Source organism: Rhodococcus sp. 14-2496-1d, assembly GCF_002259365.1.
Lineage (GTDB): Bacteria > Actinomycetota > Actinomycetes > Mycobacteriales > Mycobacteriaceae > Rhodococcoides.
On sequence record NZ_NPFV01000033.1, the window covers coordinates 38986 to 61149 of the forward strand.

The following is a 22164-nucleotide window of genomic DNA, read 5'->3' on the forward strand; positions in this document are numbered from 1 at the left end:
TTGGGCTGTCAGCTGTGAGCGGTTTGCCCGTAGCACGGTGGACCCCAGAGGCCGGTACCTCTGTGTTGCGCTGTCGATTGTGCAGCAACGATATTCGTCGCTTCGGAGAGCTGTTGGCCCTTGTACGTGTAGGCCCGGGCCATTCCCGCCTCAGCGGCAACGGTGCTGTAATTGCTCCTGTCCGGGAGGATTACGTACCGCAGGGCGCGACCGTACCGGTCGGTGGCGTCCGCCACCGGGTCGGAGATGAGCGTGACGGCCGTGTGCTCGAGCTGTTGGTGCGCCCAGACGCTTGCTTCCGGCCCCCAGCACTGCACGTCGGTGTCGGGGTCGACTGTCTCGGGAGTGTCGATCCCGAGAATGCGGACCCGTATCGGTTCGCCACCGGTGGATAGGCGCACCTCGATCGTGTCCCCGTCGATCACTCGCTCGACCAACCCAGAAGATTCCGATCCGGACGCGGTGGTCGACCGTGCGGCATCAGGGATACAGCCCGTCAGGATGGCCACCGACATGCAAACTGTGACCACGCGAAAGGCCACCGATGAGCGTCCGGTTTCGGTCGCGTTCACAGGGTCTGCACTCCGCCGGCGGCGAGGACGCTCACGGTCCAGATCGCCCACATCAGGACGAGGGTGCTCGCCAGGCGCACGGCGTTCTTCCATGCGGTGACAGCCCAGCGGCGTCCGTTCGTGTAGTCGATGGCCACGACGATGAAGCTTCCGATCGACAGCGCTACGACGACGGTGATGATCGCCCACCATCCCTGCGCCACAGCATCGTTGGCGGCGTCACGTCTGCCGCTATTGGTCGAGACACTCGCCGCCGAGGACAGCACCCACTCGGCGACGGGTATCGACCAGGCGAGCCACCAGATGATCGCCGTCAAGGCGATCGATGCCCGTAGTCGGTGCCGGTCGCCAGACGTACCTGGGCGCTCGAACGCGGGTGCAGGTGCTGTTCTCATGGGGAAGCCTTCGGTGTCAGGTATTGCTCGTCAGGGGGTCAGATGTTTCGGTGCCTGCCAGCCCTCCGGTGGGTAGGCGATGAGCAGAGTGCCATGGCCAGGCCAGCTCCCGCCGACGTCGGCGTTGCTCATCGGTCCCGATTCACCGTCGAGGAGCACCCGCATCTGCGGGTCACAGTGCCGAAGCCACCAGCTCGACATCGCCGCGGGATCGTCGGGTGAACTGCGTGCTTCCTCGAACGCCCACCACAAGGCCCTGAGCCGCGACACGACCTCCTGGTGTTGCCACCAGCGCCGATCCCAGGACAGTCCGCGGCCGGGCTTGTCGTCGATCTTGCGGTTGATGACGTGGCTGAGGTACTTCTCCACGAAGTCCTCGAGCCGCAGAAACGCCGGGGCCGGTAGCTCGTCGGCGTCCTCCCCGATCGGCACCGGATGCTCATGAGGAAGGTCTGCCAGATCGTCCGCGACCCAGCCTGCGGGAATCGGTTCGCACGTCAGAGGTCCGTGGCCGCCCCAGGTGCCGGTGTCGTCGGCACCGCTCATCGGCCCGGTGACGCCGTCGAGGAGCATCCGCAGGTGAGGTTCGCAGTGCTCGACCCACCATCCCGACATCGCCGACCGGTCCTCGACAGAACGCCGGGCAGATTCCCAGGCCCACCACAGTGCGGTCAGGCGGGCGACTGCTTCGCCATGCCGCCACCACCGGGCATCCCAGGTGAGCCCGTGGCCAGGTCGGTCACTGATCCGACGCTGAATCACCCGTGCGAGGTAGTGCTGAACCCAGTCCTCGACCGACTCGTACGCGGGCTCGACCTCCGGTTCGGCGTCGAGATCCAGTTCCTCGTCGAGGTCGAATTCATCGTCCATCGATGCTCACCGCCGATCGGTTCCAGTCCTCGAGCTCGTATTCGTCGATGTCGTCGTGGCCCGGTTCGTAGTCGATGTTGAACGGACCGTCGAGCAGTTCTTTCGCCTGCTCGGCGGATCCGCTGTAGTCGATGATGGACTGGGTGATCATCTCGGCGTCGTCGGTGTCGGTCCACCAGACTTTCTTGATCAGAACGGGCGGATTCTCCGGAAAGACCACGATGGCACGGTATTTCGAGAGGGATGCTAATTCGTTGATAGGGAGTATGGGCCGTTCCTGCCAGCTTTGCGACGTACTGCGGCTTCCTTGGCCGTTGCTGCGGGTGGTCGATTGCACCTCGTGCGAACCGATCTGCTCGGACAGATCGCTGAGGTACTGCTTGTCCTTGATGTTGCCGCCGTAGAAATGCACTGCACCGGCAATCATCGAATCGAACTCGTCGCGGCCCCACACCCGCGCACCCTGCTGTGGCGACTGCAGAATCGCGATCGGGATGATTCCACGGCCACCGAAATGCGAGTACTGGTCAGGCAACTGACGGAGCAGCACGGTGTTCGCGGCCTCGTCGAGTACGGCAACCAGCGGAACGTCGAGCCGGCCTCCCTGAGTGCGAATGGTGGGCTGCCACATCCTGGTCGGCCACCACCGCGGCATCTGCTTGTCGTAGGTGCGAGCCGGGGTCCGTGAGGCCAGCGCGGTCGCTTCGTCGAAGATCTGCCCCACCAAAGCGGTGGTGAGCGGTGCCGCCGAATCCGGACCCTCGAGCGAGAGTGCATAGAGGGTGTCGGTACTGGCCACGAACGCCCGCGGATCGAACTCGAGGCGATCGTGCAGCGGCTCCTCGTACCGCGTGTTCACGCGCGGGGCCACGGTCTTGTCCGTCGCGTCTACCTCGATGATCGCCCGCGCAGGCGGTGTGACGGCCTGGGCGTACTCGTCGTCGGACAGGATGTCGAGGAATCTGCGCGCCATGTCGAACAGGCCGTCGCGCTGGCGATCGGTCAGGCCCTGCGCCTCACGGACTCGGGCCGCGGCGCGTTTCTTGTCGAACGCATCGAGGATCTGTGCGGGGGTGCTGTCCTGATCGCGGCCGAGCCAACTCACCGCGTGCAGAAGATCACCGCCGGCCGACGCCGCAGCCAGGCAGTAGAGGGCGAGCAACTCTTGAGCTCCACCGTCGAAGTAACCGTCGGTCTTGGCGTCCTTCTTCGTCGACGCGGACACGAAGAAGGAGGCGAGCTTGCGGGCCTGAGCAAGGGTGGTGACGTGCTTGAGCGGGTTCCACCAGAACGTGAGCTGCACCGATCCGCTGACCGCCTGCAGATCGAACACCCAAACCCGCCCGTACTGTTCGCGCCCGAGGCGCGTCGCGGCGTACAGGTCGGGCTTGTTGCTGGTCACGATCGTGGCCCCCGGTGCTGCCAAGGTCGCGCGCACCGCAAGAGCGACGGTTTTTCCCATTCGGGTGCCGGCCAGGGCGACCATGACCATTTCCCACGACAGGTACACCGGCTTGTTCCCCAACACCGTCACACCGATCAGAAATCCCCACGACCGGGGGTCGGTCCTGTCGAACTGGGGGGTCAGACGGTGCGATTCCTTCGGGGAGACGCCGCGAAGCCTGTTCGGTGCCACCATCGTGCGCGCGGCTCGGTCGACATCGGCGCGTCCCTTCGTCCGTCGGACCGCGATAGGCAGGGAGACTGCGATGATCGCCACCACCAGTGCCACGGCGATGGCCGTCGACTGCCACGGCCAGGGGCGTTGGCCGGTGAAGGACTCGAATACCCCCTGAATGGGATTGCCGCTGGGGTCGCCGCCGGCGAGGAACGTTCCTGCCCACCAGGACAAGACGAGGGTGACCACCACGGCCAGGCCGATGCAGAGCAGCACCGCCTGCAGAAGGTTCTCCTGCGATCGTGCGCCGGTTCCGGATCTACGTGTCTGCGCCATCAGAGCGCCTTCCCTGCGATTGGGTCCTGGATGAGGGTGTCGGCTTTCCGTTCGCGGGATGCAGGGCCGAAAGGAACACCTTTGCGAAGTCCGATCACACCGACCATTCCCACCGTGAAGAGCGGAGTCAGGTACGCCATCGATGCCCAATAGCCGGGCGCGTCGAGGACTGTCCGTGCCGTGGCCGTCGCACCGGTGAGAACCGCGAGTGTGAACGACGTCGCCACGATCCGTGCCCCCGGACGACGGAGCAACCAGAGAGGAGCAGCGAGGGCCCAGATCGACAGCGCCGCAACCAGTGTGATCACGGCGAGCGTCATGCAGGAGATCAACGAATGAAATAGTGCGATGTGATCGGTTCCGGAAAACACGATGCTCGGATCCGAATGAATGATGTCTCTTGTCATGACCCACGTCCTCATTTCGGTGCCAAGTTGTATTCGGTCAGTTGCCATGTGTCGGAGTTCTTTTCGACGACGGCCCGGACACGGTAGTTGCTGTATGGGGTGGTGCTTCCGTCGCGGTGCAGGACGGTCTGGGTGAGAGCAACCTCGAGTACCTGCCGAGTGTCGGTGGCGGTGATCGAATCGCCTGATTGTGCTGTGGCAGTGACGATGTCCCCGGAGTTGCGCCATCCCGCCCACTGCGGCAGCGGCCTGATCCCGGTTGCGGTCGGTTGCGTGGCGTCGGCGGCAAGCTGACCGCCGAGCCAGCGCTGAGCTCGTCCGACGGCGGCAGCGGGGGACGGGTCGATGGCCGGTTGCCACGAGAACATCGCCGCCAGTGCCGCTTCGGCGACTGCGTCCGGATCGGAACTACGGTCGTCGTCGAGGTGCACGTGGGCGTCGGTCGCCGGGTCGTGGCTCTCGTCGGTGTTGCTGAATTTGACGAGGGTGATCACGGCGGCGGCGACGGCCACGACGAGGATCAGCACCGCACTGACCGCGATGAGCTGCCCGCGTTTCATCCTGCGATCCGTTCGTCGTCGACGACGAGGGTTGTCAGATTCGTCTCTCGCCACGACTTGTAGCCGTTCTCGCGGCACCACTCCGCCGCTGGGTTTTCCTGGTCGATTTGGACGCTCACGTGCACGCGGCCTCGCAGCGCCGTTCGCTCCAGGGCAGGGTCGTCGGCCCCGACCTCGTGATTGAGCACGTGCAGGATCAGCCGGACTGCCTCGACGTCGAGCTCCTCGCGGGCCTGGCCTGCTACGAACACCGCATGCTGCGCCACCGAACGATCGGCCGAGACCTGGTCGCCGTTGCGGTAGATCTTGTCCTCGGGGTGAAAGGTGTTGTAGGTGACGACGATTCCTTCGGGTCCGCAGATCGCGAACGAGGACACCTCGTCGTCGGCGGCGGTCCACATCTCGAGTACCGGCCCATCCGCGGCGGCCGCGGTGATCTGCTCTCTACGCTGGGCGTAGGCCTGCTCGCGCAGTGCGTCGTAGTCGATCCCGAGCTGTTTGGACAGTTCGGTCTTGAACTTCGGGAACAGGCCTGGGACGGCGAGGGTGTGCTCTTTCGCCCATGTGTAGAGCTCGCCATGGGTCTCGAGAGCACGGAGGTCGTCGAGGTGTTCCTTGACGGCCTTCTTCGCGGTCTCCCATTCGGCTACCGAGTTGTGGGTGCTGCGTCGTTTGGCCATGTCGGGTATCTCCTTAGGTCGTGATCTCGGATGGGGTAGGTCAGTTATGCGATCGAGGCGTATTCGGTGGCGTACTGCTGGATCAGGTCGGCGTAGGGGCGGGTCTGGTTGACGTAGTCCGGTGAGCCGGTGGGGAATCCGCCGGAGGACTGGACCGCGCCGAAGCCTGCGTTGTAGGCGGCGAGATACAGCTCGAGGGGTCCGTTGGGGGCCGAGATGGAGCCGTTGGCGATCCCGGCGTCGACCTGGCCGGCGATTTCGCACATGTAGCGGCCTTGGGCCATGACTGCGTCTCCGATGTCGTAGGGGGAGGCCGAGCCGTTGCCGTCGTCGTCGCGCCCGTAGCCGGGCCAGGTGCCGGGCATGAACTGCGCCGGTCCTTCGGCTCCACTCGGGCTGACCGCGCGTGGGTCGAAGCCCGATTCCTGCTTGAGCTGTCCGGCGATCACGGGTGGGCGGATCTGCGGGCAGGTGTTGCCGGCTCTGATCACCCACGGCTCGAACTCCGGGGGCACTTTCCCGGGTGCGAGATCGGCTTCGCCGCCGCTCGCCGCCGGGTTGACCCCGCAGGGGGTCGGGACGGCCCCTGGGCTGCCTGCTGCGCCCGGTGCGGAGCCGTAGGTGGTCAGAGCGTCGGGCATCCCGCCGCCGGCGGTGGTGACGTGGACGTGGTCGAAGTGATTCTGGGTGGGGGAGCCGCGGTCCTCCATCTGGTTCGAGGAGCCTTCGGCGGGGATGTAGGTCTGGCGCCAGATGATGTACTCGATGTGCAGCTCGGTCTTGTTGGCCATCAGGTACTCGACGACCCGATCTCCGAGTTCCTTGCCGGCACCGGTGTCGTAGTCCGGGATCATGATGTCCGCGGCGCGGCCACTGGGGTGATCGTCGTAGGCGTCGTACGGCCGCCACCCGCCGATGGTTTTGATCTCGGGGAACTTCTGCGCAACCGATCGGGCTACGCGAACGGTGTCGACCTGCCAGTGCTCCTCGGACCCGACTGACGGCGGTAGAGGGGGGAGGTCGCCGCCGGGGGTCGGTACTGCGGGCGAGGGCGACGGAGGGGCTGGGCTCGCGGCGGGAGCGTCGGGCTCGGAGGCTGCGGCGATCCACGGGGCCGGGTCGACGGCTTCGCCGGCGTCGTGGCCGCCTTGCCAGATCTCGAAGTGCAGGTGCGCACCTCCTGGTCCAGGTGGTGAGACTTCGCCGTTGTAGCCGACTTTGGCGATTTCCTGGCCTGCGTGGACCTGTTGGCCGGGGGTCACCTCGAGATCGTCGGGAAACATGTGTCCGTAGACGCTGGAGATGATTTGTCCGTCGATGTTGTGGTCGATGACGATCCACTGCCCGAACCCCGTTGCCGGTCCGGCCTTGGACACCACACCGTCGGCGGTGGCGTAGATCGGTTCGCCTGCAGCGGATCCGAAGTCCTGCCCCTTGTGCATGGTGCCCCAACGCGGACCGAATCCGGACGTCAACTGGTAGGTGCCGGCCTTCATCGGCTTGACCTTGGTGCCGGCGGGGAACGTCGCGGTCGGTGCACCGCCGGGCAGGCAATCCCCGACTTTAGGTTCGTCGTCGTCGGGGAAGATCAGCAGCACCAGCGCCAGGATCAGGGCAAGAAACAGGGCGACGCCGACCAATGTCCCCTTGCCGGCGGTGCTTTTCACCGGTTCAGATCCTTTCGCGGCCGAGAGCGCGTTGCAGGATGGCCACTTGGTCACGAAGTTCGCGGACGGCCAGTTCGGTATCCGCGGGGAACTGGGTGACGCGTGCTGCACCGCGTTCGGTGCGCACCCAGTTACGCAGGGTGGTGACCGGGATTTGCAGTGCCGCAGCGACAGCGACGACGGCCTCTTCGCGTGAGGAGGCGGTCTTCATCTGCTCACCGACGAGCGCGAGGCACTTGTCCCGAAACTCGCTGGTATAGAACCGTTTCGCCATCTCACGCGACCTCGTCGTAGTCGTCGTCGAGGTCGTCGCCGACAAAGGTGAATCGGTGGTTGGTGTCGTGGACACCGGATTCGATCTCGGAGGGCATGAGCACGGTCCGGAACGGAATACCCGGTGCGCCTTGCTCACCGAGTTTGACGATGAACTTGCCCTGCCCGGGTGGAGCGCTCAGAGCGCCGGCCTCACCGGTCAACGCCTTCGGCGACGACCAGGAGGTGATGTCTGCGACTTCGGTGTCGGTGAACGGTTTGATGTCGGACAGTCGTGTCATCTCCTTGCGCGGCAATGCGCCCACCACCAGCACTCCGGCGCGTTCGACCAGTCCTTTGGCGGTCGCGACGTCTTCGGGGTTGGGTAGGGATTCGAGGTCGCTGATGGTGTGGGTGCACATCAACAGTGCGGTCCCCCAGGCCCTGTTCAGGCGGGTCAGTTCGTCGACGCGGTCGACCATGCCGACGCCCGCGCGCAGCACCTGCCACATCTCGTCGAGGACGACCAGAAAGTTGCGGCGAGGCCCGCATCCGGCGTCGGCGAGGTAGTGCGCGGCGTCGGTAGCTGCGAAGCCGTGCTCCCAGCAGGCCAGTAGCACTGCACCTTTGAGGGTCTTGTCGGCGGTACCAATGCCGGAGACGTCGACGCAGACCGCAGCGGCGTTGATGTCGATCGGCACGGTGGTCTGACCGCAGAACACCTCGCCGAATTCTCCGTCGATCAGGGCGTTGAGGGTACGGCGCAGTGTCATCGAGCCGGTTCGGTAGTCGGAGTCGGTGTCGGCTTTGAATGCGCGCCGTACCGGGTCTGGGCCTTCCTCGAGGACGTCCGCGAGGTCGGAGAGCAGCGGTTGGACGGCACCGGTGAAGCGTTCTTCGAGTAGGCGGATCGCGGCCCCGAGGGCGGAGATCTCGAAGTCGTCGATCGGGGCGTTGCCGCGGGTGACCTGCAGCAATGTCTTGACTCGGCGGACGCGGTCTCCGGCGATGCGTTTGCGAACCAGGGCCGCGGTCTTGTCGGCGGCGTCGGTGTCGGCGGCATCGAGGGTGGGCAGAATTTGGGCCAGCGGTCCCATGTCGAGGGGGTTGATCTGTCCGCGGCCCAGGCCGAGGTCGATGATCTGGCCTCGATCGCCGAGGGCTTCGACGAGTTTGCGGTAGTCGGGCCGCATGTCGCCCATGATCAGGGTGGACACTCCGGCGTAGATCAGGCCGAGGATGATTTTGCGGGCCAGCGTCGATTTACCGAATCCGGGCAGGCCGAGCAGCATCATCGAGGGCTGCTGGAGGAATCGGGCGCGGGTCATCCACGAGAGCGGGTCGAAGCACACCGGTGCGCCGGTGTAGAGGTGCACACCGAGCGGAACGCCGACGATCGGTGCACCGGCTCCGACCGGGAAGGGCCACATACCGGCTGCTTGGAGTGTGGTGGCACGAAATTCGGTCAGGGGCAGCACGGGTCCGGCTTTGCCGCCGCCGCGTCCTGAGAGCCCCATATGGTTGCCGCGCAGTGTCTCCGCGTCGCGGCTGTGGCCTACGGTCTTCGATCGAGCTGCAGCGTCGCGCCCGAGATGCAGGCGTGCCCGCCAGGAGACGGCGATGTTCTTCGATTCGGCGGCGCGTTCGAGCTCGCGGCGCTCGTTGTCGTCGAGGACGGCCACCGGGGCGGAATCGACGCTTCCGCAGTGCTGTTCACGCTGACGTTGTGCTGCGGTGCGGTCGAGGTCGCGGTGCGAGGCAGCGCTGGCAGCCCGTCGCCAGGGGCGTTTGATGCTCATCTCACGCTCCCAGTTTCTTTGCGACGTTCTTGGTGTGCGAGGGCATGAGGACGCCGATCCCCAGGGTTGCGGCGAATCCGGTGTCCTGGGTGAACCACAAGCGCTGCAAGCGAAGTGAAGATCGAGTGCCGAGATCCTTGGTGACCGAGTCGGCTTTCGGGCGGTCCTCCCCGTCCGGAGTCGTCACCGTCACCAACACCCCGATCATGGTGAGCCCGTGTCCGTGGCCCTGTTCTTCGAGCTGGTCCTCGACGCTCTTCAAGCGTTGTTGCGCCTCGAAACTGGGGCCGTTCTTGCCCAGTCGGTTCACGCCGCTGTTGGCGTGTTTGAGGTCGCGGCCGATGATGGTCGCGGCTTCGGCCGGCGAATGGGGGCGGTAGCAGATGGCCACGCGCTTGCGCAGCACGTCGGGGTTGGGGTCGAGCAGTGGTCGCAGCACGGTCTCGACAAAGGCGTTCTTCGGGCGCTCGGCCATTTCCCATGTCGTGGAGTAGCAGCCGTCGTGGAAGAGGTTCGAGATGTTCGCCTTCTGGGCTTGCGGGCCGGCGTCCTCCCATCCCAGGTCGTGCCCGCCCTTCATTTCCGACAGCTCGAGATCGTTCAATGCGGCTGGGGTGTAGGAGTGTTTGACGAACGAGACGATTTCTTCCGATGCGAGAAGTCGCGGGTTGAGCTGTGCTTCGTTGAGCACTGTCAGCACGCCGCCGATCCGGCGAGCCAGTTCCTTGATCTGCTCGCCCGGGTCTTTGCGTCGACTCGCAGTGGCGGCTCGGTAGGTGATGGCCACCCGTGCCCACAAACGCGGTGTGCCGGTGGCCAGGTACTCCGCGGACTCGAGCATCATCCGTGCCGGCAGCTCTCCGCCGTAGAAGCCGTCGCCGTGCGCCATCGATCGCACTTCACGTCGGAGCCGATTGCCGGACTCGGGGCCGTTCTCGATCACGACGGTGATCCCGTCGACGTCGCCGGTCTGGGAGATGAAGTTGACTGCCGCGCCCCAGGAAAACACCGAGGTATCGACTGCGTCCTGGTCGATGGCCTCGTTGCCCTGCGGCCAGCACTCGATGACGATGGTGAACTGATGAGTCTTGGGCATCTCGATCACGCCGAACTTCTGGCGGGACTGATGCTGGACCCATCCGTCGTGCAGCACGCTGTCGTAGAGCACGCCGGGTAGGCGGTTGGTGCCGCCGGGAACGCGGGAGAAACGTCCGGAGAGGTACAAGTTCTCGCCTTTCGACATGTGGATCAGCCACTGCGAGTACAGGACGACCCACTGGTAGATGGTTTTGCGCTGGAACCGCAGGATCAGCGGTAACGCGGTAACGCCCATGACTCCGATGAAGGCGAGGGCATAGAGCTTGTTGTCGGCGATCGACAGTGCGAACACGCCCACGATCGCGCAGGCGAAGAGATAGACGCTTGCGGCGATGTTCAGCCCGAAGAGGAACGATTCCCTCGGTGCGGGGCCGATCATGTACGTCTGGCGGTGACGCATGGGCGTGGTGGTCGTGCTCACTTCATGACCTCGTTCGTTGCGAAGGGGCGGCCCGGCACATCGCCGGCGATGTCCTGTGCCATGGAGTCGAGAGAGTGACTGCCGCGCGAGATCCCGGCGCGGGCGGACTGAACGCCTCCCGAGATCGACGGGACCCGCCGCCCGCTGCTGCGTCCACCGACGTTGCCTCGTGCGGGTCCTGTATTACCGCTGGATGTCCGGCTGCGAGCACCACCACCACCGCCGCCACCGCCGCGACCGCCACCGCCTCCGCCACCGCCACCGCCACCGCCGGTGCCGGGGGCCTGGCCGCCGTAGCCGCCCTGGCTGCGGGTGACCACGCCGCCGGTCGACTTGGCTGCCCGGGCCGCGCCCATGACTGCGGCGCTGGTGCCGCCGCTCATGGCGGCCATGCCCAGGGCTGCTCCACCTGCGGCCATTCCGGCCAGTGCCATCGGGCTACCGGAGGACGCGGTCGAGACGTTCAGTACCCGTAGTAGGGCCGGAAGTGCCACTGCCGCAACGGTGAGCAGGATCAGTCCTTGGAGCTTGGTGACGTCGGAGCTGGGGTCGGCGGCCCAGAACGCGGTGGCCATGATCGCCGCCGACGCCGGCTTGAAGAGGATGAACGCGATCGCCCAGTTGCGCATCTTCTCGTAGGACTGAGAACCCATCTCGGTTCCTGATGCCGCCGCGGCGACGGGCAGGACACCGACGATGACCATCAGGAACGCCATGCGGACCACCAGCAGCACGACCTGGACCAGCGCGCCGAGCATTCCGAACAAGGCAATCAGCAGAACCCAGCCCGGACCCCAGGTCGAGGTGTCGTCGATCATCATCGCTTGAACTTTGGTGCCGAGGTCGTTGCCGCCCGATTCGCTGAGCAACCACAAGCTGATGCCGTCCGAGACCTGGATGGCCAGGCCGATGGCGACACCGAACAGCGACATCGAGGTGATCGTCCGGACGAAGGTACGCACGAGATCCATTGCCGCGGCATTCTCGTTTCCGGACTGAGCCAGGGCGACGCGGATGCAGGCCACGAAGATCGAAATCACCAGTACCGCACCCTGAATGGGGAGCATGTACGTCTGGAGCACCGTGAGGTAGTTCGCATCCGACAACGCCGGTGAAGGCGTGGTGAACCACCAGTTGATCATCGTGCCCCAGCCGTCGGCGACGCCGGCAATGAGAGATTTCACGTTCTTACCGAACGCCGAGTCCCACATCTTCTGTAGCGCATCACCGGGATGAGAAACGACGTTGGCGAGCTTGCAGACCTGCTCTGACGGGTTGGCGAAGATCTTTCGCAGTGCGCCCGAGACGCTGGCCCACGATCCGGTGTTCTGCGTCATCGACTCGCATTGCTGGTCGAACCCGAACGTTCCTTCTCCCGGTGCGCCGCCGCCGATTTCGGGCAATGCAGGTGCCTGGGGTGCTTCGGTGGGTCCACCTTCGGGCACGGCGTAGGTCACCGTGGGGCACGACTGCGTCGATTGCCCGCCGCCCAGTGGAACCGTGATGCAGGTCAGCTCTCGTTGGACCATCGTGTAGCCCGGGGGCAGTGGCTTCGGTGTCGTACCTCCGAGACCACCGAGGGTGATCGAACCTGCGGGAAGGTTGTTCGCCTTCAGATCGTCCGCGCCGACGAGCTCGTAGCCCTGCGGTGCGGCCGGGATCACAGGGGCGGTGGTGTCCTGAGCGGATGCCGGCTGAGCCAACGCGCCTATCAGGGACGCGCTTGCGATGAGTACGACCAGCGCGGCGAGGAGCGCGTGCACGATCCGTCCGGCGCGTAGTCGCATCGTCACCATGGAGTCCACCCGCTCAGAGAGGTCGCGGTCCCGGAGAGGTCACCGAGCTGCTCGGGGAAGGTCAGCTTCCAGTCGCCGTCGACCCAGGTGGCCGTCAACCTGGTGGTCAACCACTGGGCGGTGCCGTTGTCCGCTTTCTCTGCGGGACTGGCGGTTTCGATGACGGCGAGATCCGGGGCGTAGTCGAGGATCCGGAAGGCGTCGGACTTGGTCTGGTAGCTCAGAGCGGCGTCGGTGGCACCGCGATGGAACGGGCCTTCGGCGTCGAGCTGCGTGTACAGCTCGCTGCGTTGAGCCGCGGTCATGACGGTCTGGTTGTCGTAGATTCCGCGTGCGGTCTCGTTGTTCGCCGACCCGAGGCGCAGTGCGATCTGTACGGCGGCCAGAGCAGCCCCTTGTGGAGTGTGGGCGAATCCGGTTGCAGTCAGTCCTTTCACGATGGACGGGCCGTCCGAGGTGGAGAACGGGACGATCGCTCCGTCGTTGACCTTCTGCCAGCTCACTCCAGCAGGAGCGGGCACCGAGACGGCGGGGTTGTAGGGGCCGTAGTCGACCGGCGACTGCGGCAATGCCCACCCGCCGGGCCAGTTCGGGACGTCGACCCGTCGTCCCAGACGGTCGACGGTCGGGGTTGCGAGCCCCTGCATCGCGCTGTCGGTGTTCGGAACCGCTGTAGGGCCGGTGGAGGGCAGCGCGGTGACCGTCGAACGAGGCGTCTCGTCGGCCGGTGACTCGTCGGAGTCACCGCTGAATCGCAGGACGACCGCCACGACGGCGCAGATCACGATGATCGCCACGACGAGCATCGCCGCGCCGGTCAACACCGGGTTGCGTTCCTTGACGGGCTTGCCGCCCTCGCCCTGGCCGGTGCTCATGATGCCGCCGTGAACTCGGTGAAACCGGCAGTATCGGTCAGTGTTTCGGGCTCGGGAATGTCGTCGGGTGCAGGCAGCAGCAGCTTCCAGTCCTCTCCCGACCAGACGAGGGTGTGGGTGGTGGCCATCAGCGCGCCGTCCGGGCGCTCGACGGCCAGCCGAACCACGGCCCGGGCGTCGGTGAAGTCGGTGACCTCGAAGCCCTCGAGACGTGCTTCGGTTCCTTCCGGCGCCGGATCGGTGATGGAGACCTGAGCGCGGTTGACGGCGTAGGTGTCTCGGCCGACGCCGGGCGCTGCGACCGCATTGACGACATCGGGCCACGAATTGTCCGGTGCCAGACGCAGTCTGGTGATTCCCTGCGCTGCGGCCAGCACTGCGCCCTGCGGCGTGGGGGTGTATCCGGACGCGACGTCGCCCACCACCTCACGCGGACCGTCCGTGCTCGAGGTCGGCAGGGAAGCGCCCCGCCAGCTCTGCCACTGCACGTCCGCCGGAGCGGCCGAGGTATCGACGGCTGCGCTCGTCGAGGTGGTCGTGGTGTCGGCTGTGGGTTCGGTGGATCCGCATCCGGACAAGGCCAGGACCGCGGCGACTGTAGCTGCGGCGATGAGGTGGCGTTTCATATGAAGGTTCTCCGATTCGAATTGCGTTATGAGAGAGCGAATCCCGCGAGTGCGCCCGCTGAGCTGGCGGCGATCGCGGCCGCGCAGATCCACAGGATCTTTCGCATGGTGCGGGTGAAGGGTGTCGAGGTGGCGAAATGCCACCACAACATGCCGCCGGCGGCGATCAGTGACGCCACCAGCACTGCTCCGACGACCCACATCCCGTAGCCCAGAAGCTGGTCGAGCGGTTCGGTGACCTCTGAGGGCAATGGTTGCGATGGGGGAGCAGGCTGGTTGTGCAGCACGATTGGTGTCGACATCACGACATCGCGAAGGTGACCAACGAGGCGGCGATCGACATGATCAGTGCACCGATCAGAGAACCGAGGAGGACCTTGATTCCTTTGCCGCCCATCGCGCCCTGGCCGTTGAGGTGATCGAAGCCCATCATCCCGCCGCCGAGCATGACTCCTACGAGAGCCCCGATGGTCAAAATCCAGAGAAAGACGCCGACCCCCTTCCATATTTTGTCTCCGCCAGGCGGGGTGACGGCATCGGGCTGCGGGATCGCCAGGATGGTGGTGTGGACTGCGTCGAATGCGGTGGTCAACATAGTTTTCGGCTCCTAAGGGTTGGTGTTGAGAATCGAGACGATGGTGGTGCGGATGGCTTCGGCGACGTCCGCGACCTCGCGCGGTACGGCCTGATCGGGCGGTTCTCGTTTGCGGCCGGTGGCGACGGGATCTCCGGGAGTCCAGAACGGCAGTTCGTCGGGTGTCAGCTCGTTCCAGGCGTCGATCCACGGGATTCGCCAGTGATGGTCGTCGACGAGCCCGGCAACCACCTCGAGGCGTTGGCGCAGATCGTTCTTGAGTCGGCTCGGCGATGCTGCGACGGTGACGAGCCCGACCAGAGTCGTTGCGCCGCCGTATCCGGACAGATGCTGAGTGAGCAGATCGTGAGCTCGGGTGATTCCCCAGGCGGACTCACGGGCGACCACCACGACGAAGGGTGATTCCTGCTCGAAGCCCGCCGGGAACGCACCCATCGCGTCGCCGACGATCGACCACGACGCAGTCAGCATCGACACCCCGGCACCTCCGTGAGCACCGACGAGCCACCACGAGGGCACAGCCCGATCAGCGGGGGCGAAGACCGGCTCGGGCCAAATGTCGATGCACCGGGCCGCCGGCGGCGGGGTGATCAACCCGTGTGAGCGCCCCGGCTCACGGGAGTCGTCAGCGGACGCCCACGCCGTGGCGCTCACAACGTCGACCCTTCCACTCGGTTGTTGCTCTGCCATCCGGCGGCGAAGTCGGTCGCAATCAGTTGTGCGAGATCGCGATACGCCGACCGAGTCGCTGGGAGAAGTCGATCCCAGTGGATCTCTGCGCCCTCGTCCAGATGCGGATCGAACGGGATGGTCACCACCGCGCGGACACGGTCGCCGAAGTACTCCTGCAGCTGGTTGTCGGTCAACGGTGTCTTCGAGCTGCTCGACATGCGCGAGACGACGATCACGCACCGCCGCACCAGGTGCGAGTAGTGATGGGCGTCCAACCAATCCAACAGCGCGTTGGTTCTGGTGACCGCCGAGACGTCGAGCTTGGTGGGCGCGATCAGCGAGTCGGTCAGATCGAGTACTCCCGCCATCGCGGGGTGGGTGATGCCGGTGCCGCAATCGGAGAGCAGCACCTGGAAGTGGTCTTGGAGGATCTCGATCACGCGTCGATAGTCGTTCTCGCTCAGCGCTTCCGACCGCTCAGGATCATCGTGTGAGGCAAGAACTTGCAGGCCGGTCTCGGCTTCTAGCGTGTGCTCACGCACGTCCGCGTAGCGGTCTGTGTGTGGGGCAGCGAGCAGGTCGTAGATCGTCGGCGGATGTTCGGTGCGGGGCGCGATCGCGGCGATCCGTTCGGCGAGGACACCGGCATCAGGGTTTGCGTCGATGGCCAACACCCGATCGGTGCGCACGTCCGCGAACGCGTGGCCCAGCACGACAGAGACAGTCGACTTCCCTACGCCGCCTTTGAGCCCTGCCACGGTGATCTTGTGATCGGTGCGCACCGGTGCGGCGATCTGCGCGTCGAGGGCGCGTGCACGCTTGTCCGCGGGCGATTCGCCGGCGTTGATCGTGCGCAGAGACAACGCATACAGGGCGCGCCGCCACCCCGATGCCGGAGCAGCGCGGACACCGTCGATCTCCAGTGCGGACGCCGAGGGCGGGCGCGGCGGCTGTGTTCTGTCGCCGCGCCCCAACATCACCACTGCGGTGGTGTTGCGGTCCAGATCTATCTGCCCGAACGCCGGTCGTGGCCCGACCGGTGTAGTGACCGTCTCGACGTCGTGGATGTCGGGACTCGTCCGATCGGCCATCAGGCCGTCTTTCCAGTCGGTGCTCATCGGGTGGTCCTTACTGGGTTCGCCATCAGTTGGACGGGGTCAGCCACGAGGAGTCGTCCGGAGCGGCGGCGGGCGGCTCCATCGGGAACGCATCGCCTGCCGGGGCCGCCGATGTGGTTGCAGTGCTCGTGCTGTCGGCGTCGTTGACCGGCTGCGGGGTGTACGTCGGCGTCGACAGCGTCGACGAGGACTCGGCCCAGGGATCGAAGGCGGTGGAAGTCGAGGACGGTTGTGCGCCGACCTGGAACTGAAGACCGGGAAGGCCTTGGTAGGAGCCCTGCCCGTCGACGGGAACGGTTCGGGTGAAGGCGTCCTTGTCTGCTGTGGGAGCGGTCGATCCGTCCTCAAGATCTTTGACGAGCGCGGTGATCCAGTCCGACGCAAAGCTCAGCCACGTTCCACCCGACGGTGTGACCGCATCACGTTGGTAGGACTCGTGATTGGCGCGTACAGCCCAGTATTTGACGTCGGTGGCCATCTTGATCAGACCCTTGTTGTCGGTCAGTTCGTTCTGCACGATCTTCGACACGGCGGTGGTCGTCTTGTCGGTGATGTTCGCCGGAATGAGCTGCAGGGCAGCCTCTGTCGCTTTGGCTCCGAGCAGAGCCAGTGCTGCCGGCGGATTGGTCAGGCCGACGGTGGCCAGTTGCGCGATGTTGTCCATCGTGAGGACCTTCTTCGCAAACGTCACCGCCGTGTTGATTCCGATTCCGAGGACTTTGTCGATCGCGGCGAATGCATCGACCTGGTGTGTCGGGTTGGAGGCGTCGGCGGCGCGGTTGCTCAGGGAGTCTCCCGGGCGGTAATCCAGACCGCGGGTGGTGCCATCGCTGCTGGTGATGTCTTCGTTGACAACGTCCACGCCCATCTTGAGCGCGGTGGTGCCCATGACCTGCGCGGCCGACCACAGGACCCCGACGGGGTCTTGAGCGTTGAGGTTCATCTGGCCGCTGACGTTGGTCACCAGACGGGCCAGCGGGGCGTCGGCGGGTGTGTCACAGGCGATGTCGCCGCTGGCGCACGCCGATGCGACTCGGCCGGTCAGGGAGCCGAACGAGGCCGGGGTCTGCGCGGCCAGAGGGGCGATGCCGCCTCCGTCGGACGGCGGTGTCGGCAGCGTTTCGAGCTTGGTCACCTCCGCACCGCGAGTACCGGGGGCGGGTGCGGGGTGTTCCTGGGAGGGCGCGCCGGGGAAGATGCCGTCGCCCTGCTTGCGGGTGGGATCGGAGTAGAGCATTCCCATCGCAACCCGTGCTGGCGGGATCGGGCCTTGGCCTGCGCCGATCAGCCGCAGCAGCTCAGAGGCAACTCCTGCGCCCTGCGAGTACCCCAGCAGACCGAACTTGGTGTTCGGGCACCGGGCGGCTTCGTCGGCGATGATCTTCGAGGCGTTCTCGACTCCACGTGCGGCCGAGTCCTTGTACGAGGTTCCGGTGAAGCCGTAATCGGCCGGGTACGGCACGTAGGTGCGGTCGAACTTGTCCGAGCTGGTTCCGCCGAACTCGGCCAGGACCGGCAGAATCGCTGCGGACAGCGTGCCCGAGTCCTGCTTCGGCATGGACCCTTCGGTGGACTCGGTGGTGCCCTGCGTGACGACGACGTGCAACAGCGCGCACGGTGCAGTGCTCGAATCGGTTGCTGCGGGAGTGGTGTCGGGGGGCGTGGTGCTCGGTTGCGCTGCAGCCTGGGTCCCTGCACTCACTGTGATCGCGGCGGACCCCAGTACGGCCATGGCGGCGTAGGTGAATCGGTTGGCCTTCATCAGTTCTCCGTTTCGGTGATGTCGACGATCGAGGTGATGAGGGTCCGATCACCGTCGGTTCGTGTCCGTACGATCTGGGTCCACGTCACCGGCTCTGCCCCCGGTACGGCATGGGTGAGGTAGACGGTGTATTCGTCGGGGCCTCTCGGGGTGATGCGCAGGCAGTGCGTGGTCTCGGACGGGAAGGTGTCGATTCCCGCGCTCTGCAACAGTTCTGGGCTGCCGACTGCGGCGTCGGGGGTGGTGAATGCGCGCGCTGCGGCTCCGCTGCGCGTGACGTAGTAGGCGTAGTCGAATCCGAGGATCGCGTCCGGGCCTGAACCGAACCCGCCTGGCCCGGCACCGGTGACTTCGCCACTGGTCCTGGACTCGACACACGCCGGTGGCGCGGCCGGGGCTGGGGTGGTGGACGCGGGCTGCTCGGTTGTGGTCGCGGGTGCCTCCGGTGTGGTGAGCATCGACGACATTCCGGCCGCGAACGATTCCTGGTCGGTGTTGTCTGGGGACAACGCCAACGACACGGCACCGATGGCCGCACCTGCGACCAGACTGGCCGCTGCGAGTGAGCCCCAGATCGCCAGCCGCGAGCGGCGTCCGCGCTTGTTCTGTGGGATCGGGCGAGGCACAGGTTTCGGCACCGGCTTCGGTGAGAGGCCGGCGACCGCGGCCTCCCGGCCCGTGTGTACGGGTGGGGCCTCGCTCGCCGGCCGCCCAGCAGCGGCCGGGGTGCGCGGGTGAGGCGTGCTCGGTGTGTCGGTCAGTGTGGTCCGCTCCCACGGTTTGCTTCCGGGACGGGAGGTGCCGGGACTGCGATCAGACAGCGATGCCATAGCTGCTGCTCACTCCTTCTGGTCGACGAAACGCTGGAACACCGAGCACGCCTGCTCCTCTAGACGGGCTGGCTGGTGGTCAGGGCCTGCCACGCCGCATTGGCCTGCTCGAGGGCCGGTCCTGCAGCGGCCACCGCGTCTGCGACGGCAGGCTGTTCGACGACCGTCGAGGCGAAGCCCGCCGCCGCGGTAGCGGCCGGTGCGACCCACGTGCCTGCGTCGCTGACAGCCTTTTCGACGACCGGAGCAGCATTCTGAACGGCCGTGTTCGCCTGAGCGAGGAGGTCCGGTCCCGCCTCCGCCGCCAGTGGTGCCGGGGTGACCGGAACCGGGCTGGTGGTCGGCGCTGCGGGTGCGGGGGCGGGAGCGGGTGCCGGCTCCTCGATCGTCGCTGCTTCGCCGCCGGCGGCCGCGCCGCCGATCAGAGCACCGGCTGCCGCGCCGACCGCGGTGGTCGCAGCGACGATCGGTGCCGAAACCGCCGCTCCGACACCGGCTCCAGCGAGTGCCGCTGCGCCGGGGACGAAGACGTAGCCGACCGGGCCGGCCCAGACGATCGCCGGAGTCAGGACTGGGGTTGCGGCCACGCCGAGTCCGGCACCGATGGCCGCGCCGCCTGCGGTGATCGCTGCGCCGGGGACGAGGCCGACACCGAGTCCGACCAGGCCACCCGTCACGGCACCGGCAGCGGTACCGGCGGCGATACGGTCGGCTCGCGGGGCAGTCGCGAGGCCGTTGTCTACGAGAAGGTTTCCGCCGTCTGCCTGGATGGCCTGGAAGGTGTTCGAGACCTGGCGGGCGAAGACACGGTCGACGCCGTCGGGAATTCGATACGGGGTCGCGCCGATCAGGACGGAGTCGTCATCGACCTCGATAGGCACGATTGTCGGCCGCTTGACCGTCGGCACCGGTGCTGGTGCCGGTGGTGGTGTGGGAGCGACGGTTTCGGGGCTATCGCTGATGCCAGGGCCCTGGATCGGTGCCGGGTTGCTCTCGTAGACGACCGGTTCGGAGTAGTAGGTGGTGTCGTAGGAGGGCCGCTGACGACCTGCGTTGTAGTCGTCGACGGTGCGAGTCTCGGAGTAGTCGTAGATCGGGGTGTAACCGGCGATGTACGAGTCCTCGGGAGCGGGCGGGGCGGGTGCCGGAGCTGGCTGGGTCACACCAGGCTGCTGGCCTGGCGCAACAGACACGCCCGGCTGACCCGGTGCAGCCTGAGCAACACCGGCGCACGCGATGCACAGTGCAATGGGGATGGCGCACGCAGCAGCGATCCGCGTCGTGGTGCGTCGGTGCCGCCCCCCACTACCAGTCGATCTGAACATTTCTTCACCTTTCATTGACGAACAATGCGTTTGGGTTACAGCGGGTAGATCCAAGAAGGGAGCTGGTGCTCTCGGCCCGTCCTCGATTGGTTGTCAACCAATCATGCTGAACAGCAGTGTGATTCAGGTTCTAACCTCGTAGCTCCGCCGACGTGCGATTGGGAGTGCGGGTGATGCCGAAGGTTTGCGGGTCCGATCACCCGCACCCACCAAGTGCACTTGGCTTATGTGAACAAAGACGAGAGGGAGTTCACGAAGAGAATCCACTGAAGGAAGAACGGCACCTGTCTAAATCCTTTCTCTGAGAGGGAGTTGCGGGGTTCTGTCGATGTCCCGGCGGGGCCGCGTAGGTCGGCACACGATGAGGTCGAAGCGTCACCATGCGGCCCTCGCGCCGGTCCATCTGATGAGACGGAGGCGACAACCCTCAAGTCAGGCAATCGCCGGGCTCCCGTCTCACGACTTTTCAACGGTGGCGGGGAGTCCGATCTGCACGTGAGGTCCAGTTCGGGTTCCCCGCCACTCGCTGTGAACGTGATTGGCCTGCCCTGGGCGTTAGGGCGAGCTTTCACGTCCTGAGACCGACATCTGTTGGGCAGGTGTCGATTTCAAGCGTTGGCCTCTTTAGGCGACGTGCTGGAGGTCGGGGCTGTTGGCCGGCTGGGAGTAGCTCGACGGTGACAGCCACTCGGTGAGGACCTGGCCTGTCGAGTCGTCCATCTCTTGGTGAGGCCGATCGTTCTCGTGCCCGGCATCGAGTGAGCACGAAACGAGGCCGATGCCGACGACCGTGGTGAGGGAGGCGCACGGAGTCGAATCCGTGTGGCCGTGACGGGGCGTGGAAGCGGGTCGAAACCGTAACGGTTGAGGTTTCAGCAGCGATGTCATAGGTGCTCCAGTCGTGTGGACTGCGCTGTGCACCTAGGCTGGTAGGCCTGTGGGTGCGGTGCGTTCAGGCGCAGTTGTCATTCGCAGATACGGGACCCCGGGGCGTTCGGACGCCAATCACTTGCGCACCCGGGGTTTCTCTTACTTTGCTTCTGCCCCTCCTTCGATCAGGGGCATCGCCACCTCCACGTTCGGGACTGTGGAGAGCAACTGCCTGTCCTCCAGGTCAATAAAACGGTTCGACCTATCACGACATTTGCATCGTTTAAGGTCATGCACAGATTAGACCTTAGTGGAGGTGCGGCATGGTGTCTAGCAATGAACGGAATGCGACAGTGAGTCGACGCGTCTTGCGGGGGTTCGACCCGGCACGGCTGACGTCGCTGCGTGAAAGTAGAGGCATGAGCCGCGCGGATCTCGCGCGAAAGTCCGGGCTCGGAGGTGCCACCGTCCAGCAATGGGAAGCCGGCACCCGGAGTCCTCAGGTCGATACCTTGGCCCTCGTTGCGAAGACCCTGGGCTTGCCCATCAGTGAGCTTGTCGACGTCCCCCGGGATCAACGGTTCCCCGGAGATTGGCGCGTCCTTCTCGGGCTTACGCAGCCGCAGCTGGGCCAGCAGGTGGGCATCAGTACGTCGATGATTGCTCGCATCGAGCGCGGCGAGGTGAAGCTGACCGATGAGAATGCTCGCCGTCTGGCGACGGCGCTTGAGATTGGGGTCGACGAGCTCGTTCGCAGTTACGAGCGTGCGCGAGACCGGCCGGCTGGCGTTCAGGCGTGACAAGGGTCGCCAGTTCCTGAATGGGCATCGTCGTTGGGTCGACGTCGTGGACCGCAGCGACGGTAGGTGTAGCGCGGCGAGCGACGGCATGAGTGCAGTATGTACCGGCGATTGAAAACAGAGCAACTTAGAAGCAAAAGTTTTGCAAATCAGCCATGTGTGTAACGACATCCATGTAGTTCTGAGCTGCTCCTATGCCAGTCCGGTACATTGATCCGGA

22 protein-coding genes are annotated in these 22164 nt (G+C 65.6%); 1 reads left to right on the forward strand and 21 read right to left on the reverse strand.

The window, feature by feature from the left end:
• Nucleotides 1–8 precede the first annotated feature (8 nt).
• Genes CH296_RS27380 through CH296_RS27475 form a run of 21 tightly spaced genes read right to left on the reverse strand, consistent with a single transcriptional unit; the run spans nucleotide 9 to nucleotide 20274 of the window.
• Nucleotides 9–515 (reverse strand): thermonuclease family protein, encoded by a 507-nt coding sequence (locus tag CH296_RS27380; protein ID WP_218830278.1) that lies wholly within the window; start codon nucleotides 513–515, stop codon nucleotides 9–11.
• A gap of 53 nt (nucleotides 516–568) precedes the next feature.
• Nucleotides 569–967 (reverse strand): hypothetical protein, encoded by a 399-nt coding sequence (locus CH296_RS29155; protein ID WP_179277848.1) that lies wholly within the window; start codon nucleotides 965–967, stop codon nucleotides 569–571.
• 30 nt (nucleotides 968–997) lie between these two features.
• A complete protein-coding gene (locus CH296_RS29160; RefSeq protein ID WP_179277849.1) occupies nucleotides 998–1837 on the reverse strand; it encodes a DUF4913 domain-containing protein in 840 nt (279 codons plus the stop codon).
• Nucleotides 1827–3791, reverse strand: coding sequence for a type IV secretory system conjugative DNA transfer family protein (locus tag CH296_RS27390; RefSeq protein ID WP_094686159.1), 1965 nt, complete (start codon nucleotides 3789–3791; stop codon nucleotides 1827–1829). The genes CH296_RS29160 and CH296_RS27390 overlap by 11 nt, the downstream gene beginning before the upstream one ends.
• Entirely contained in the window at nucleotides 3791–4198 is a 408-nt protein-coding gene (locus CH296_RS27395) for a hypothetical protein (RefSeq protein ID WP_143546449.1), read from the reverse strand. Before CH296_RS27395 ends, CH296_RS27390 begins: the two co-directional genes overlap by 1 nt.
• A gap of 11 nt (nucleotides 4199–4209) precedes the next feature.
• Nucleotides 4210–4758, reverse strand: coding sequence for a hypothetical protein (locus CH296_RS27400; protein WP_094686161.1), 549 nt, complete (start codon nucleotides 4756–4758; stop codon nucleotides 4210–4212).
• Nucleotides 4755–5438, reverse strand: a complete 684-nt coding sequence (locus CH296_RS27405; RefSeq protein WP_094686162.1) for a hypothetical protein — start codon at nucleotides 5436–5438, stop codon at nucleotides 4755–4757. Before CH296_RS27405 ends, CH296_RS27400 begins: the two co-directional genes overlap by 4 nt.
• A 44-nt stretch (nucleotides 5439–5482) precedes the next feature.
• A complete protein-coding gene (locus tag CH296_RS27410) occupies nucleotides 5483–7105 on the reverse strand; it encodes a M23 family metallopeptidase (RefSeq protein ID WP_094686163.1) in 1623 nt (540 codons plus the stop codon).
• A gap of 4 nt (nucleotides 7106–7109) precedes the next feature.
• Nucleotides 7110–7379 (reverse strand): hypothetical protein, encoded by a 270-nt coding sequence (locus tag CH296_RS27415; protein ID WP_094658377.1) that lies wholly within the window; start codon nucleotides 7377–7379, stop codon nucleotides 7110–7112.
• Between the two features lies 1 nt (nucleotide 7380).
• Complete coding sequence (locus tag CH296_RS27420; RefSeq protein WP_094686164.1) at nucleotides 7381–9156, reverse strand: hypothetical protein; 1776 nt, start codon at nucleotides 9154–9156, stop codon at nucleotides 7381–7383.
• 1 nt (nucleotide 9157) lies between these two features.
• Complete coding sequence (locus CH296_RS27425) at nucleotides 9158–10675, reverse strand: SCO6880 family protein (RefSeq protein ID WP_094686165.1); 1518 nt, start codon at nucleotides 10673–10675, stop codon at nucleotides 9158–9160.
• Nucleotides 10672–12471 (reverse strand): hypothetical protein, encoded by a 1800-nt coding sequence (locus tag CH296_RS27430; protein WP_143546450.1) that lies wholly within the window; start codon nucleotides 12469–12471, stop codon nucleotides 10672–10674. Before CH296_RS27430 ends, CH296_RS27425 begins: the two co-directional genes overlap by 4 nt.
• Nucleotides 12465–13346 carry a hypothetical protein gene (locus CH296_RS27435; protein ID WP_094686167.1) on the reverse strand — a complete coding sequence of 294 codons (882 nt, stop codon included), beginning with the start codon at nucleotides 13344–13346 and terminating at the stop codon, nucleotides 12465–12467. Before CH296_RS27435 ends, CH296_RS27430 begins: the two co-directional genes overlap by 7 nt.
• Nucleotides 13343–13972 carry a hypothetical protein gene (locus CH296_RS27440; RefSeq protein ID WP_094686168.1) on the reverse strand — a complete coding sequence of 210 codons (630 nt, stop codon included), beginning with the start codon at nucleotides 13970–13972 and terminating at the stop codon, nucleotides 13343–13345. Before CH296_RS27440 ends, CH296_RS27435 begins: the two co-directional genes overlap by 4 nt.
• 26 nt (nucleotides 13973–13998) lie before the next feature.
• Nucleotides 13999–14274 carry a hypothetical protein gene (locus tag CH296_RS27445; protein WP_094686169.1) on the reverse strand — a complete coding sequence of 92 codons (276 nt, stop codon included), beginning with the start codon at nucleotides 14272–14274 and terminating at the stop codon, nucleotides 13999–14001.
• Nucleotides 14274–14567, reverse strand: coding sequence for a hypothetical protein (locus tag CH296_RS27450; protein WP_094659256.1), 294 nt, complete (start codon nucleotides 14565–14567; stop codon nucleotides 14274–14276). Before CH296_RS27450 ends, CH296_RS27445 begins: the two co-directional genes overlap by 1 nt.
• A 12-nt stretch (nucleotides 14568–14579) precedes the next feature.
• Complete coding sequence (locus tag CH296_RS27455; RefSeq protein ID WP_094659255.1) at nucleotides 14580–15221, reverse strand: hypothetical protein; 642 nt, start codon at nucleotides 15219–15221, stop codon at nucleotides 14580–14582.
• The gene (locus CH296_RS27460; RefSeq protein ID WP_094686170.1) at nucleotides 15218–16357 is read right to left on the reverse strand and encodes a MinD/ParA family protein; all 1140 of its coding nucleotides are present in this window, start codon (nucleotides 16355–16357) and stop codon (nucleotides 15218–15220) included. The genes CH296_RS27455 and CH296_RS27460 overlap by 4 nt, the downstream gene beginning before the upstream one ends.
• 25 nt (nucleotides 16358–16382) lie before the next feature.
• Nucleotides 16383–18119, reverse strand: coding sequence for a cutinase family protein (locus CH296_RS27465; protein ID WP_094686171.1), 1737 nt, complete (start codon nucleotides 18117–18119; stop codon nucleotides 16383–16385).
• Nucleotides 18119–18949 (reverse strand): hypothetical protein, encoded by an 831-nt coding sequence (locus CH296_RS27470; protein WP_143546451.1) that lies wholly within the window; start codon nucleotides 18947–18949, stop codon nucleotides 18119–18121. The genes CH296_RS27465 and CH296_RS27470 overlap by 1 nt, the downstream gene beginning before the upstream one ends.
• Before the next feature lie 59 nt (nucleotides 18950–19008).
• Nucleotides 19009–20274 carry a hypothetical protein gene (locus CH296_RS27475; RefSeq protein ID WP_143546452.1) on the reverse strand — a complete coding sequence of 422 codons (1266 nt, stop codon included), beginning with the start codon at nucleotides 20272–20274 and terminating at the stop codon, nucleotides 19009–19011.
• Between the two features lie 1193 nt (nucleotides 20275–21467).
• Here CH296_RS27475 and CH296_RS27485 point away from each other — a divergent pair.
• On the forward strand, nucleotides 21468–21944 hold the full coding sequence (locus tag CH296_RS27485; protein WP_080734334.1) for a helix-turn-helix domain-containing protein: 477 nt from the start codon (nucleotides 21468–21470) through the stop codon (nucleotides 21942–21944).
• The last annotated feature ends 220 nt before the right edge of the window (nucleotides 21945–22164 follow it).